The sequence below is a fragment of the Frankia sp. CeRuru1 genome (assembly GCF_977966315.1).
In genome coordinates this window covers 1-15137 of sequence record NZ_CDWWEW010000086.1, presented here as the reverse complement: position 1 = coordinate 15137, position 15137 = coordinate 1, and the positions used below count along the sequence as shown (strand labels likewise).

Annotated in this window: 9 protein-coding genes; 3 read left to right on the top strand and 6 right to left on the bottom strand. The window is 70.3% G+C overall.

Annotated features, from left to right (window positions below):
* The 6 genes from AC08OP_RS08995 to AC08OP_RS08970 form a co-directional block, all read right to left on the bottom strand.
* Window positions 1-2357: zinc ribbon domain-containing protein (locus tag AC08OP_RS08995; RefSeq protein ID WP_476613777.1), on the bottom strand; the 2357-nt coding region annotated here is incomplete at its 3' end.
* 391 nt (window positions 2358-2748) lie between these two features.
* Complete coding sequence (locus AC08OP_RS08990; protein WP_476613776.1) at window positions 2749-4419, bottom strand: Hsp70 family protein; 1671 nt, start codon at window positions 4417-4419, stop codon at window positions 2749-2751.
* Between the two features lie 60 nt (window positions 4420-4479).
* Window positions 4480-5889 (bottom strand): hypothetical protein, encoded by a 1410-nt coding sequence (locus AC08OP_RS08985; protein ID WP_476613775.1) that lies wholly within the window; start codon window positions 5887-5889, stop codon window positions 4480-4482.
* 15 nt (window positions 5890-5904) lie between these two features.
* The gene (locus AC08OP_RS08980; protein ID WP_476613774.1) at window positions 5905-6582 is read right to left on the bottom strand and encodes a TerD family protein; all 678 of its coding nucleotides are present in this window, start codon (window positions 6580-6582) and stop codon (window positions 5905-5907) included.
* Between the two features lie 176 nt (window positions 6583-6758).
* The gene (locus AC08OP_RS08975; protein ID WP_476613773.1) at window positions 6759-7931 is read right to left on the bottom strand and encodes a DUF475 domain-containing protein; all 1173 of its coding nucleotides are present in this window, start codon (window positions 7929-7931) and stop codon (window positions 6759-6761) included.
* A gap of 350 nt (window positions 7932-8281) precedes the next feature.
* Window positions 8282-8857, bottom strand: coding sequence for a TerD family protein (locus tag AC08OP_RS08970; RefSeq protein ID WP_462186837.1), 576 nt, complete (start codon window positions 8855-8857; stop codon window positions 8282-8284).
* A 700-nt stretch (window positions 8858-9557) separates the two neighbouring features.
* Here AC08OP_RS08970 and AC08OP_RS08965 point away from each other — a divergent pair.
* The 3 genes from AC08OP_RS08965 (at window position 9558) to AC08OP_RS08955 (ending at window position 14881) form a co-directional block, all read left to right on the top strand.
* Window positions 9558-11576: an alpha-1,4-glucan--maltose-1-phosphate maltosyltransferase gene (locus AC08OP_RS08965; protein WP_476613772.1), complete on the top strand. Its 2019-nt coding sequence runs from the start codon at window positions 9558-9560 to the stop codon at window positions 11574-11576.
* Entirely contained in the window at window positions 11576-13300 is a 1725-nt protein-coding gene (gene treS / locus AC08OP_RS08960; RefSeq protein WP_476613771.1) for a maltose alpha-D-glucosyltransferase, read from the top strand. The genes AC08OP_RS08965 and treS overlap by 1 nt, the downstream gene beginning before the upstream one ends.
* A gap of 210 nt (window positions 13301-13510) precedes the next feature.
* Entirely contained in the window at window positions 13511-14881 is a 1371-nt protein-coding gene (locus tag AC08OP_RS08955) for a maltokinase N-terminal cap-like domain-containing protein (RefSeq protein WP_476613770.1), read from the top strand.
* Window positions 14882-15137 lie beyond the last annotated feature (256 nt).

Sequence of the window (15137 nt, the reverse complement as noted above, 5' to 3'; positions counted from 1 at the left end):
GCGGTACTGGTCACGTGGGCGGTACTGGTCACGTGGGCGGTGGCGGCGGGGACGGCCGGCGGCTCCGGCACCGGGGTCGCGTAGATCCGCACCTCCCAGCCGGGCGGCGGCGTCCAGCGCAATGTGGTCCGCCCGGCGGCGGTGACCACCGTGAGGTCATGGACGGGCCGCGGGCGGGCGGCCACCTCCAGCGTCACCTCGGCCCCGGGGGTCCGGGCCGGGCGTCCCTGCGCGTCCTGGTATTCGACGAAGACGCGGTAGCGATAGGTCACGCCGACGACGACATCGGTGTCGTGGAAGAGGCCGCCGGTGCCCCGCGCCCGCCGGGGCGGCTGGCTGACCGCGGCGGGCGGTGCCACCGTCCGCTCCACTGTCACGGCGGCCAGCGCCCCGCCGAGGCTCCAGTCCAGGCGGACCCCGGCGGCGGTGCGCTCGGCCCGCAGGTCGGTGATGTCCCGGGTGAAGACGAGCGGGGCGGCCTCCACCGGCACGGAACGGCGCTCACCGCAGAGGGCGGTCACCTCGTATCGCACCGGCGTCCAGGCGGGGGCGCCGGCATCGCACAGCTCCGTCGAGCGGGTGGTACCGAGGCTGCTCCGCCCCGGGGCCACCCCCTGGCCGTCGCTAACTTCCACGGGCACGATGCGTTCCACCCGGTAGGAGACCGGTCCCCCGACCGAGGGCGAAGCCCGCCACCACAGCTGCACCGAACCGTCGGGGCCCGGCACCGCGGTCAGGTCGGACGGCGGGGAGAGCGGCAGGGCCGCCATCGCCGCGAGCGCCTCCCGGTTGTCCGCCGCCGTCGCGAGGACCGCGGCGAGGGCGGCCTCCTGGTCCTCGGGTGGTAGCGCGCGCGCCGCCTCGACCCGCCGGCGGATCACCGCCTGGGCGGCAATGAGCTCGGCCAGTACCTCGGCCGGTTTCCGGCCGTCGGGGCCGGGGACGTCGGCGGCCTGTGCCGCGAGCCAGCGGGCGTCGGCGAGCGCCGCATCCGCCCGGCACGCCGCGCGGGCCTCGGCGAGGGCTCGCCAACCGGCGTCCGCGGCGCCCAGCGCGGCGGAGACCCGGGCTCCCAGTTCCTCCGCCGTCCCGGCGACCGGCCCACCGACGGCGGCCAGCACCGGATGGGCGGTCGTGAGGATCTCGCCGGCCTGGCGGGGATGACCGCCCTCCAGGGCGCGGCGCACCGCGACGAGCGCCTCGGCCGCCTCCCTGGCCTGGCGCAGGCTGTGCCCGCAGTGCCGGCAGACGACCGCCGCCGCCTCGGTCATCGCTCCGCAGGACGGGCAGGTGGTGTAGAGGTCGGTGTCGCAGTACCGGCAGTGCCGCGCGGACCCGGCCGCCTCCGGCCGGCCGCATCCCGGGCATACCACGTAGTCGACGACCCCGCCGACGTTCACCGCGGCGCCGAGCTCCCGGGCCGCTTCCAGGACGACGGACTTCGCCTGAGCCGCGGTCAGTCCGCGCCCGGTCGCGAGCGCCGCCCGGACGAGACCCTCGAAGGCGACCGCGGTGAGCTCGCCGTCGAGCACGACGTGTTCCTCGACCGCGGGCCGCAGCTCGTCCACGGCGTCCGCCATCAGCCCAACGGTGTACGCGGCGGGGTCGCCCTCGATCAACCGGGCGGAGACGAGGGCGAGCAGGTCCGCGGTGACCGTCTTCTCCCGGTCATGGGGACGGTGGTGGTTGCCCGCCACCATCACGGCGTACGCGGCCCGCAGCCGCTCCGGTGAGGCGTCCGGGGCCAGCCCCAGGAAGGCCCACAGCGACGCCGTCGAGACCCGGTCCCCGCCGCGCAGGGCGCGCAGCTCGCCGAGCCGTTCAGAGATCTGCCGGCGGACCTCGGCCGGCAGCGGTTCGACGCCCCCGCCGACGGCGTCGATGATGATCTGCTCCCGGCTCAGGCGAGCGTCGAACTCCTCGACCGTCACCCCGGCGGCGACGGCGAGGCGGCGCAGGCCGTCCACCCGGGATGCCGGGATGCCGCCGAAGCGCTCCCGGACGGTGGCGAGATAGCCGTCGACCTTGGCGAGACGCTCGGCGTCACCGCTACGCCGGGCCACCAGCACCCGGGCGCGGACCCGTTCCCGGGAGTCCGCGTCCCGCAGCGGCTCCTCCCATTCCGCCCGCCGACGGACAAGTTCGGCGGCAAGGGTCGCGTACTTCGCCGAGTTGCGTTCCCGCTGCAGGAAGGCGAGCACCCGCACCAGGTGCGCCCCGACGTCGGAGTCGGTGTACGCCACCGTCGGATCGAGACCCGCGAGGAGGAACGGGTCGGTGGTGTCCAGGGAGGCACAGGCCCGCAGCGGCGCCAGCACCCGCTGGCGATAGCCGCTGCCGTCGAACGCCGCGCTCACCGATCCACCTTCGTCCCACGTGCCCACCGTGCCCACCGTGCCCGCCATGCCCGCCGGGAATCGGCCGGCGGCCCGTCGTCAGGCGCCGATCGTGAAGCGGCCGTCGACCACTCCACACCTGAGAGTACGAAGCCGCGCCTCGGCGCGGGCCGCGGACGCCAGGTTGGCGCCGCCCGCACGCACTGCGCGCACCCACGTCCCCGCGAGGCCTGGAAGGCGCTCCACCGGACGCGGTGCCTGGTCAGGCTGAACCCTATCCACTCCGGTGTCGGCCGCCGCGGGCCGGAACACTCGTGCGGGAACACTCGTGGGGGAGGCCAAACGGCCCCCTCGGGCACCGGCGCCGATCAGCCGGGGCCCGATCAGCCGGGGCCCGATCCGCCGCGGGGTCTCAGTCCCGCTGCTTGAGCAGGCTGACCTTCGCCGACTCGACGGCCCGCATCTCCTCCGAGCCGACCCCGGCGCGCACCTCGAGCACCAGGGGGGTGGCCGCGCCCTCGTGCGAGGCGGTGACCTGGATCGTCTGGTCCCCGCCCATCGTGAAGGTCACCTCAACGGGGGTGCCCAACGGGTGGCCAGGCGGAATCCCGCTGATGGAGCCGGCGACGATCACCTTGTTGTCGTCGATCGCCGTGGACTCGGCGGTGGTGCCCTGCTCGAAGACCCGGATGTCCACCTCGGCCTGATCGTCGACGACGGTGTAGAAGGTCCGGGTGACGGCGATAGGCAGCGGGTCGTTCTGGCGGGCGAGGAAGGCCGCGACCGGTGCGCCCCGGTCCTCGGCGAAGATCCCGAAGCCACGCGACGTGACATTCGTCACCTTCGTGCGGACGAGATCAACCACGGAGGCGGTCGCGAGTCCCGCCTCCTCGGCGCTGGCGGCGGCCGCCTTCTCCACGTCCACGGCGTCAGCTGCGGCGAGTTCCTGGTCGGGACGTAGATGCCCGCTGGCGACCAGGTCCGCGTGGACCTCCCGCTCCAGCGCCTTCTTCTGCCCGTACACCGCGGCGCCCTTGGCGACGGCAAGATCGGGATCGGCAAGCCGGGAGGTGAGCCCGAAGGACTCCTGCAGCCGGCGGGCCACCGCCGGTGTCTTGCTCATGCCCCCCACCAGCAGGCACAAGTCGATCTTCTCGACGCCTTTCTCTCGGGCCCGCGCCAGCACCGAGCCGGTCAGGTCGAGAGTGCGCCGCAGCAGCGGGCCGGTGATCTCCTCGAAGACGGTCCGGGTCACCGGCACGCTTGTGCGTCTGCCGTTGTGCACGACCAGCACGTCGACGCTGTCCCGGCCGGACAACGCCAGCTTCGCGTCCTCGGCCGCGGCCAGCAGCTCCTGCTCGTCGTAGACGTCGTCGAGCGGGTCGCCCGCGTCGGGCTGCGCCTCGGTGAACTTCTGCGCCAGGTAGCGGACGAGTTCATTGTCCCAGTCCGCACCGCCCAGCTCGTGGTCGCCATCCGTGGCGACCACGGTGATCGCGCCCTCGCTCAGCCTGATAACCGTGGTGTCGAACGTGCCACCGCCGAGGTCGTAGACCAGCACGGTCGACTCCTCGGCCCCGTCCTGGCCGAATCCGTAGGCGAAGGCGGCGGCGGTCGGCTCGTTGATGATGTCGACCACGTTGAGGTCGGCGAGCTCGCCGGCCAGCTTCGTCGCCTTGCGCTCCTCGTCACCGAAGTACGCGGGCACGGTGATCACTACATCGGTGACCGGGACACTGGTCGCGCGTTCGGCGTCCGCGGCGAGCGCCTTGAGCACCAGGCTCGACACCGCGGAGGCGCTGTACTCCGCGTCATGCGCCACGAACCGCCAGTCCGACGCGCCCATGTGCCGCTTGACCAGCCGGGCGACGTCGTCGGGACGGATGCGAGCCTGGCGCTTGGCCTGGGTTCCCACCACGAAAGAGGTTGGGCCCTCCGCCCCAGTGTCGAACAGGACGACCGAAGGCGTCGTCGGCTGGGACTCGATGTTGCGGATCACTTCCGGTCGGCCGTACTCGTCGACCTGGGCGATGCAGGAGTAGGTCGTGCCCAGGTCGATCCCGAACACCTTGGTGCCTGCCACCGTCTAATTCTTCCCTTCACAAGCCTCGTAGCGTTCGCCGCGGTGCCCGCCCTCCGCGGCTCAGCGCGATCGGTAGACCTCGGTCTCCGCCGGTCGGACGACCGTGGTCTCGCCGCGGACGAAGCCCGGACGAACAGTACGAGCGATCGTCCCGTCCCGTCCCGGGTCGTCCGTCAGCACCCGACGCACCCCCAGGTGCCGCGCCGGGTCGAAGGTCCCGCCCGGCACCGCTGTATACGGGCGGACGTCCACAGCGACATCGAGCACCTGGAGCAGCTGCTTACGCAGGATGCCGGCGACACTCTGCGGATCGTCGGCCCCCAGGCTATCCATTTGATCATGAAGTCGAATCAACCCCCGCAGAAGGGGGGCCATGGCTTCGGTAAGTTCACCACTACGTAGCCGAGCATTCTCAGCGTGCAATCGGTCCACGAGTTGGGTATCGTGCCGCCGTAGCCGGGCCAATTCGTCGACGCGGCTCGCGAGGCGTTCCAGCGCCACCGCCTGGACAGCACCGATCGAACCCACCAGATCCGTCCCGCCGCAGTCAGGGCCCGGGCTGCCCGCGGGGCAGTCCTGATCCGCCGGGCCGCCCTGAGGAACCTGATCATCCTGAGCCGCGGTGCCGCCGTGGCCGGCCGGGCCGCGCTCCCCATCCCGTTGATCCGGGCCTGTCGGGGACCGTGTCGGCGTCGCCGGTCCGGCGTGCTCGGATGCCACGGCCGGCTCCGGCCCGCCGGGCCCGGCCTCGTCGGGCCAGACCTCCTCGGGCCGGATGTCCTCGGGCCAGACCTCCTCGGGCCGGATGTCCTCGGGCCAGACCTCCTCGGGCCCGGCATCCTCGGGCCCGGCATCCTCGGGGCCAGCCGCCCCGAGGTCCCCGCCCTCGGAACCGCCGTCCCGGAGATCACCGTTCTCGAGGTACTCCTGCCGGGAACCGTCGGGGGCGTAGGAACCGTCGCCAGGGTAGTCGCTGCCGTCCGCGCAAGGTCCGGCGCCGGGAAACGGGTCGGTTGCGCCGGGAAACTCATCCCGTGCCCCATACCCCGATCCGGCATGGTCCCCGTAGCCACTCGACCCGCCGTGGCTCGGCGGCGAGGGGGACCATGCCGAGGCGTTCCGTGCCGGGAACCGGTCCTCCCCCGGCGGATAGGCGTCTACCGGAACCTGCCGTCTCCGGCCCTGCTCCCAGCCGGCCGCCCGCGAAGGATCGGCGTATGCCGGGTCGGCCTGGCCCGGCTCGGCGCCGGGCACCGGCCCGCCGCGATCATCGGCGGAGTATCGCCCGGGCCGCTCCCGGCCTTGCCCGGAAGCCGGGTCACGATCAGGATGAGATCGGTCCCCGGGGTGGGCCCGCTGGTCGGAGCTCTCGCGGTCGGCGCGCGTCCGCTCGGGTGAGGGCTCGCGACGTGGCTGGAACATCGAGTATCGATCCTCCTCGCCGACGGGCGGCGGGACCGGATGGCTCATCGCGGGCTACCGGCGTCATTTGCGGCCAGCGGTCCAGTTCAGGCCCCAGCCGTAGGCCTCGTCAAGCTCGCGGTGACCGCTGACGTAGCGGACCTCCCGGCTGACCTTGAAGTCGTTGCCGGTATTGGTCAGCAGGGCAACGGCGCACATCCGGACGCCGCCGGCCCGCTCGTCCAGCCGGACCTCGATCGGGGCACCCTGCGCCGGAGTCAGGGTGACCACCGCGTCGGCCTGGTCGAACGAGGCCACCCCCTCGTAGATGAAGGCAAACACGAGGATGCGGCGGATCTGGGAGATGGCGGCGAGGTTCACGTACAGGTTCTCGCCACCGAGCGCGGCGCCCGTGCGGTCGTCCGCGTCGAGGTTGATGAAGGGGGGGTCCGTGAAGGAGCCGAACGCATCGCCCAAGGCCTGGACCACACCCGCACGGCCGTCGGAGAGTTCGAACAACGCGGCGAGGTCGAGATCAATGCCGCCGCCCGCGGCGCCCAGCACCCGCTTGAGGAAGCCGCCCTTCTGCTGGCCGCCGCCCGGCTGCTGGTTCCAGTTGAGGTTCACGTGCAGCCGCCCGCCACCGCCTTGCTTGCTCAGCGAGACGGTCGGCGCGGATTTCGTCAGTGTCACCTTGCTCAGTGAGACCGAGCCGGAACCGGCCGCCGGGGTGGCGGGACGTTTGCTGTAGTCGATGCCCATGGTCCGCTCCCTCGCGGTAGCTGGGTGTCATCCATGATCAGATAATCATCGCCTGGCAGGATCGGACGCCGGTACCCGACGATGTCACAGACGATGTCACATCCGCGGCGGTGCTCTCCAGACCGACCGCCCGGGCCCGGTTGCGCCGGGCAGCTGTCACCGCCCGGCGCACGGCGCTACAGCGGGGCGCCGACGACCTCCCGTGGCTGCCCCGGGCCGCCCTCGCCCTCGTCCGGGACGGACCCGGCACCCGCCGAACCGCGCTCGGCGGACCGGTGGCGGATGGAGGACAGCAGCGACAGACCGATGAAAGCCACCCCGATGATACCGGTGACGATCTCCGGAACCTCGGTCTCGATCGAGATGCCCAGGATGACGGCCAGCGCCCCGATCGCATAGTGGGCACCGTGCTCGAGGTAGATGTATTCGCCGAGGGTGCCCCGCTGGACCAGGTAGACGGTCAGGGACCGGATGTACATCGCGCCAATCCCGAGGCCGGCCGCGATGATGAAGATGTTCCGGGAGATCGCGAAGGCACCGACGACCCCATCGAATGAGAACGACGCGTCGATGACCTCGAGGTAGAGGAAGAGGAACGCGGCGGCCTTGCCGGTGGCGAGCACCAACTTCGGCGGGCCGGCGGTGCCGTTCGACCGGGCCGGGGCCAAGCCGGCCGACTCGGCGGCGGAGCCGGAGTCGTCGTCATCGGCGCCCACACCGCGGGCCTCGAAGAACTCGCCGAGTCCCCGCACGCCCAGATAGGTCGCGAGCCCCGCCAGCCCGGAGAGCAGCACCTGCTGCTGGTGGCCGCCGGCGAAGGCCTGGCCGACCACCAGCAGGGCGATGAGCCCGAGCACGATCGGAACCACATCGAGCTGGCCCGCCCTGCGCAGCGGCTCCTCCAGCTTCTTGATCCACTGGATCTCCCGTTCGGGGTCGAACAAGAAGTCCAGGAACAGCATGAATAGGAAGATCCCGCCGAACGCGGCGATGGCCGGATGCGCGTCATCCAGTTTCTCCGCGTACCGGGCACTGTCGTTCAGCGCCAGGTCGAAGACCTCGACCGGACCGAGATGCGCGGTCAGCGCCACGATGGCGATCGGGAAGACCAGACGCATGCCGAACACCGCGATCAGGATGCCGAACGTCAGGAAGATCTTCTGCCAGAACTGGCTCATCCGGCCAAGGATCGTCGCGTTGATGACGGCGTTGTCGAAGGACAAACTGATCTCGAGCACCGCGAGGATCGCGACAAGCGCCGCGGCCCGGGGGCCACCGATCACCCCCGTCGCGGCCACCCCGATAACAGTGATCGCCAAGGACCATCCGAAGATCCGCAAGGCGTGCACGCCTACCAACACCCTCCCGGACCGGTCGCCAGATCCCGGCCGCGCCGCGCGGGCGGATCCGCGGTCCGTCGGATCCCGCATCGCTCAAGCATCACCGGAGACCGCATCGTCCCCGGCCTACTGGCCCGGTGCGGCGGTCGTCGGCATCGTAACTGCTCGTCTGGTGGGCGCGACCTGACAAAAGTGCTACACCCGATGTGTATCGCTTTATCTGTACATGTCACCCACACACGGCCGGATCTCTAGCATCCGGTCATTACCGGACCGGCCGTCCGGACCCACCGGCCCGGTCAGACCCGCCGGCAGGTCGGGCCCGGTCGCCTGACCGAGCCCGACCGCGCACCCGGGGTTCAGACGTTGACGCCGAAGTCGCGCGCGATCCCGGTCAGACCCGAGGCGTAGCCCTGTCCGACGGCTCGGAACTTCCAGTCCGCGCCGTGCCGGTAAACCTCGCCGAACACCATGGCCGTCTCGGTGGAGGCGTCCTCGGTGAGGTCGTAGCGGGCGATCTCGCTGCCGCCGGCGCCGTTGACGATCCGGATGAAGGCGTTGCGGACCTGGCCGAAGCTCTGCTGCCGCGAGTCCGCGTCATAGATCGAGACCGGGAAGACAATCTTGTCAATCTCCGATGGCAGGGTCGTGAGGTTCACCATGATGGCCTCGTCGTCGCCCTCACCCTCGCCGGTCAGGTTGTCGCCCTGGTGCTCGATCGCGCCGTCGGGGCTCTTGAGGTTGTTGAAGAAGACGAAGTGCCCGTCCGATGCGACCTTGCCGTCGGCCCGGCACGCGATAGCGCTCGCGTCCAGGTCGAAGTCCGCGCCGGTTGTGCTCCGAACGTCCCAGCCGAGTCCGACCAGGATGTTGGTGAGTCCGGGCGCCTCCTTGGTCAGCGACACGTTGCCGCCCTTGCTGAGGCTGACTCCCACTGCTCCTCCTGCTGTGCGTTGTTCGAAAGGGCCGCTGTTCAGATGTTGCCGCTGTTCAGATGTCTCGGAGGCCGCTCAGGCGGCCCCCCGCGGAAGCCGTCGACCCGGGGCAAGGTGCGCCCCGGGTGTCCCCGGGTGTCCGGGCGCCGGCAGCCTACTGCGCGGCGTGAACGCCACAGTGACTCTCCGCCCGCGAAGGCCACGTGGCCGGAGTACTGTGCCCTGCGGGACGAACGAGTGGGCCGCGAGGTTCCCGCGGCCGGCGCCACACCGCCCCGGCGCCGTCCCGTTGCCGCGCCGGCTCCGCCCGGATCGTCCCGGTGCCGCTCGCCCTCCACGATCAAACCACCCCTTTACGCGCCGGTAACCGCGGCGGAACACCACCCAAGCTACCCCGACCCCACCACACAACATCACCACAATGATTCCGGAATGCGCCGGGCGTCCGCCGCCGGGGCCCGGTGACGCTCCGGCCTCGACCCCGCACCCGGAACACCACAACGGAGGAGGTTCGGACGTTCGACAGGGCCACAACTGGGGAACATCGCCTTCAGCGCGGGCCATCCGGGCGGGACGGACCGACCCACCCCAACGACAACAATCGCCCATGCGATGGTCGCGGGCAGTTCACACAGAGGTGTCGCCAATCGCCACGTGCAGGGCGGACCATTGAGGTGTGGTTCGTCTGGATAAGGTCGTCATGATGATCGGACGTTCAGTAGGCCGGGTTGTCATCTCCGATGTGACACCGACCGTCTCGTGTGGCCAGTGGCCGGCGCGGGCGGTCACTGGCGAAATTCTCACCGTCGGTGCAACGGTGTTCCGCGAGGGTCATGACCTCATCGGCGCGAACGTCGTGCTGTCAGGTCCCGACGGGCAGGGAACTCCGTTCACCCGGATGCGGTCCGCTGGCCCCGGGACCGACCGTTACGAGGCGGAGATCACCGCCGGGACCGAAGGCCTGTGGGGATATCGGGTCGAGGCGTGGGCCGATCCGCTCGCCACCTGGCGGCACGGTATTGCCCTCAAGGTCGGCGCGGGCCAGAACACGGACGAACTCGCGGTGGACTTCGAGGACGGTGCGCGCCTGCTGCTGCGGGCCCTGCCCGGGGTCCCCCAACCGCGCCGGGCGGAGATCGCCCTCGCCGTGGCCGCGCTGCGCGACGACAATCGCACCGACCCCCGCGACCGGATCGCCGCGGCCCTCGATCCTCGGCTGGTGAGCCTGCTGGACGCCTGCCCGCTGCGCGAGCTGGTGACCCGCTCGCCGCTGTACCGGGTGTGGGTGGATCGTCGGCGCGCCCTCTACGGCAGCTGGTACGAGATGTTCCCGCGCTCGGAGGGCGCGAGCCTCGACCCGCCCCGGTCCGGGACCTTCCTCACCGCGGCCGAACGCCTGCCCGCGGTCGCGGCGATGGGCTTCGACGTGGTGTACCTGCCGCCGATCCATCCGATCGGCGAGGTCAACCGCAAGGGTCCCAACAACACCCTCACTCCCGGTCCAACAGACCCCGGCTCGCCGTGGGCCATCGGCAGCGAACACGGCGGCCACGACGCCGTGCATCCCGGCCTCGGCACGATCGACGACTTCGACCTGTTCGTCGCCCGGGCACGCTCGCTGGGCATGGAGATCGCGCTCGACCTCGCCCTGCAGTGCGCGCCGGACCATCCATGGGCGAAGCATCACCCGGAGTGGTTCGTCGTGCGCAGCGACGGCTCCATCGCCTACGCGGAGAATCCGCCGAAGAAGTACCAGGACATCTATCCGCTGAACTTCGATGCCGACCCGACCGGGCTCTACCAGGAGATACTACGCGTTGTCCGGTACTGGACTGCACACGGAGTACGAATCTTCCGTGTCGACAATCCGCACACAAAGCCCGTCGAGTTCTGGGAATGGCTCATCGCCCAGGTGAAGTCGACCGAACCGGATGTGCTCTTCCTCGCGGAGGCGTTCACCCGGCCGGCGATGATGCACACACTCGCCAAGGTCGGTTTCACCCAGTCATATACCTATTTCACCTGGCGCAACACGAAGTGGGAGCTCGAGAAGTACGCGCGCGAGCTGGTGTCGGCCGCGCACTACATGCGGCCGAACTTCTTCGTCAACACCCCGGACATCCTACCGGAGTACCTGCAGCACGGCGGCCCGGCGGCGTTCCAGATCCGGGCGGTGCTCGCGGCGACGCTGTCGCCGACCTGGGGCGTCTACGCCGGGTACGAGTTGCGCGAGAACACCCCGGTCCGACCGGGCAGCGAGGAGTACCTGGACTCCGAGAAGTACCAGTACCGGCCGCGCGACTGGGCCGCGGCGGAGCGTGCGGGCCAGTCGCTCGCGCCGTACCTGACCAGACTCAACCAGATCCGCCGCGCCCACCCCGCCCTGCAGTGGCTGCGCAACCTCCACTTCCACCATGCCGACGGGGACGAGATCATGGTCTTCTCCAAGCGGGTGGGCTCCCTGCGGGCAGACGACACGGGTCCCGGGGACACGGCCGCTGCCGACACCGTGCTCGTCGTCGTCAACCTCGACCCGCACGCTCCCCGGGAGACCACCGTGCGGCTCGACATGCCGGCCCTCGGCCTCGGCTGGGAAGACTCCTTCGAGGTCACCGATGAGATCACTGGTGCCGCCTACGCGTGGGGCAAGCAGAACTACGTGCGGCTGGACCCGGCGGTCGAGCCCGCGCACGTCTTCGCTGTGCGGGCCCGGCCGTGATGGATTCTGAGCCTCTCAGCGAACCGATCGGCGAGCACACCCCCGGCCCGGCCCCCGCCATGCCGGGCGGGGAGACCTTACGCGACCCGCACTGGTTCAAGCGGGCCGTGTTCTACGAGGTGCTCATCCGCGGCTTCGCGGACTCCAACGGCGACGGCACCGGGGACATTCGCGGTCTGATCTCCAGACTCGACTACCTGGAGTGGCTCGGCGTCGACTGTCTATGGCTGCTACCAATCTACTCCTCGCCGTTGCGTGATGGCGGCTACGACATCAGTGACTACTTTCAGATCCTGCCGGAATTCGGCGACCTCGGCGACTTCGTCAGCCTGGTCGACGAGGCCCACCGTCGGGGCATCCGGATCATCGCGGATCTGGTGATGAACCACACCTCGGACGCCCATCCCTGGTTCCAGGCGTCCCGCGCCGACCCCGACGGGCCGTTCGGGGACTTCTACGTCTGGTCCGACAGCGACGAGCTGTACCCGGACGCCCGGATCATCTTCGTGGACACCGAGAAGTCGAACTGGTCGTGGGATCCGGTCCGCGGTCAGTACTACTGGCACCGTTTCTTCTCCCACCAGCCCGACCTGAACTATGACAACCCCGAGGTCCAGGAGGCGATGCTGGAGGTCCTGCGCTTCTGGCTCGATCTCGGCATCGACGGGTTCCGGCTCGACGCGGTCCCCTACCTCTATGTCCGGGAGAACACCAACGGCGAGAACCTGCCGGAGACCCACGAGTACCTCAAACGGGTCCGCAAGGAGGTCGACGCCAAGTACGCCGACCGGGTGCTGCTCGCCGAGGCGAACCAGTGGCCCTCCGACGTCGTCGAGTACTTCGGCAACGACGACGAGTGTCACATGGCGTTCCACTTCCCGTTGATGCCGCGCATCTTCATGGCGGTCCGGCGGGAGTCCCGCTACCCGATCTCGGAGATTCTCGCTCAGACGCCCCAGATCCCACCGAACTGCCAGTGGGGCATCTTCCTGCGCAACCACGACGAGCTGACGCTCGAAATGGTGACCGACGAGGAACGGGACTACATGTGGGCCGAATACGCGAAAGATCCACGTATGAAGGCCAACATCGGCATTCGTCGCCGGCTGGCGCCGCTGCTGGACAACAGCCGTGACCAGATGGAGCTGTTCACCGCGCTCCTGCTCTCGCTGCCCGGCTCGCCAGTGCTGTACTACGGCGACGAGATCGGGATGGGTGACAACATCTACCTGGGCGACCGGGACAGCGTCCGGACTCCGATGCAGTGGTCACCGGACCGTAACGCCGGTTTCTCCACCGCGGACCCGGCCCGGCTGTACCTTCCCCTGATCATGGATCCGGTCTACGGTTATCAGGCCCTGAACGTCGAGGCCGGACAGCGCATGCCGACCTCGTTCCTGGCCTGGACCAAGCGGATGATCGAGGTACGCAAGCGTCATCCGGTCTTTGGGCTCGGCGACTACACCGAGCTTGGCGCGTCCAATCCCTCGATCTTCGCCTTCGTCCGCGAGTTCGGCGACGACCGGGTCCTGTGCGTCGCGAATCTGTCCCGCTTCGCCCAGCCGGTGGAGCTCGATCTGCGTCGTTTCGAGGGATTGGTTCCGGTGGAACTGCTCGGCCGGGTGCACTTCCCGCCGATCGGCGAGCTTCCCTACCTGCTGACGCTGCCAGGTCACGGACATTACTGGTTCGCGGTGACCAGACCGGGGGAATTCACCCCCTAGCCGCGTTGGGCGGACCGGGGCAACGGACCGGGGCAACGGAGGCCGTCGGGGACCGTCGGTCAAGGAACAGTCAAGGAACAGTCAAGGAGCACCGGAACCGCCTGGACGACGCGCGGCCGGCCCGGGTCGGGCGAAAGGCTGCTATCGAGGCAGTCGACGTTAGGTTAGCTGGCATAATGATCGTTGAGGACGGGCACCGGGAGGTCGATGATGGGTGACCACCACGCGGAACTGACCGGCCTGTTGCGCGAGTGGCTCCCCCGGCAGCGCTGGTTCGCCGGGAAGGGCAGAGGTGGGGGCGGCCTGCGGATCCGCCACGACGTCATGGTCTTCGAACCGCTACGGCTGCTCGTCGTCGACGTCGACTACGACCACGGCCCGTCGGACCACTACCAGGTTCCGGTGGTCATCCGCTCGGACGCGCCCTTCGGCCACGAGGGCTTCCTGATCGGCGAGAGTGCCGGCGGCCTGGTCTACGACGGCCTGCACGACCCCGATGGCAGCTCGGCCCTGCTGAGCTTCCTCCGCCGGTCGACACACCGCGACGGCCTCGTCGCCGAGGCGCTGGAACCACTGGGCATCCTGCCCGCCCACGCCGTCGGCGCCGAGCAGTCCAACACCTCGATCGTCTACGGCGACGCCTACATCCTCAAGGTGTTCCGGCGGCTCTGGCCGGGCGTCAACCCCGATCTGGAGGTGACCCGGGCGCTGGCGGAGGCGGGCAGCACGCACGTGGCCCGCCCCGTCGCCTGGTACTCCGGCCGGGTCGACGGGACACCGACCACCTTCGGATTCCTCCAGGAGTACCTGCGCAGCGGCACCGAGGGCTGGCGGCTGGCGCTGGCCAGCGTGCGCGACCTGTACGCCGAGGCTGACCTGCACGCCGACGAGGTCGGCGGCGACTTCGCCGCGGAGGCCGAGCGGCTCGGTACCGCCACCGCCGAGGTGCACGCCGACCTCGCCCGGACGCTGCCAACGAGGCTCGCGACCGCCGACGCCCTGCGGTCCCTGGTGACCTACCTGCATGGCCGGCTGGACGCGGCGGTCGAGGCCGTCGCCGAGCTGCGTCCCTTCGAGGCGGCGATCCGCAAGAGCTACGACGAGGTGACGGGGGCGTCGGCGCAGGCCGTCCATCCCCGGCCCTTCCAACGGCTGCACGGCGATCTGCACCTGGGTCAGGTCCTGCGGGTCGACTCGGGCTGGGTGCTGTTCGACTTCGAGGGGGAGCCGGTCCGCCCGGTCGCCGACCGCGTGGGGCTGGAGTCGCCGCTGCGCGACGTCGCCGGGATGCTGCGCTCGTTCGACTACGCGGCCCGGTCGATGCTGCTCGAACGCGGTGACGAGCCGTCGTTGGCCTACCGCGCCCAGGAGTGGGCAGATCGCAACCGGGAGGCGTTCTGCCGGGGCTACGGTGCCGCGGCCGGCCGCGATCCTCGTGAGGATGCCGTGGTGCTGCGTGCGTTCGAGCTCGACAAGGCCGTGTACGAGATCCTGTACGAGGCCCGCCACCGACCGGGGTGGATCGGGATCCCGCTGTCCTCGGTGGGACGACTGACCCGGTCCAGCCCGTCGGCGGGGTGAGCCACGGCCCACCCCGGGCCGCGGCGGCCGCCCGGCAGCGGTGCCGGCGCCCGGGCGCGGATCAGCCAGAAGACCCGACAGAAGACCCGAAAAAATCATCGCGCAGAGAGGCAGGGGTGTCCCAGTGAACAACGGCGACGTCAACAACGGCACGGCGCGGACGGGACGCCTGGCCACCGGGCTCGCCCCCGACCGACCGAACCCCGGAGGGGTGGATACCGCCGTCCGCAACGGCGGTGGCCGGGTGGCGCTGGCG

Excerpts from the sequence above, each read along its gene's own strand:
- AC08OP_RS08965 (WP_476613772.1), top strand. The coding sequence starts at position 9,558 with ATGATGATCGGACGTTCAGTAGGCCGGGTTGTCATCTCCGATGTGACA.
- AC08OP_RS08985 (WP_476613775.1), bottom strand. The coding sequence starts at position 5,889 with ATGAGCCATCCGGTCCCGCCGCCCGTCGGCGAGGAGGATCGATACTCG.
- AC08OP_RS08980 (WP_476613774.1), bottom strand. The coding sequence starts at position 6,582 with ATGGGCATCGACTACAGCAAACGTCCCGCCACCCCGGCGGCCGGTTCC.
- treS (WP_476613771.1), top strand. The coding sequence starts at position 11,576 with ATGGATTCTGAGCCTCTCAGCGAACCGATCGGCGAGCACACCCCCGGC.
- AC08OP_RS08955 (WP_476613770.1), top strand. The coding sequence starts at position 13,511 with ATGGGTGACCACCACGCGGAACTGACCGGCCTGTTGCGCGAGTGGCTC.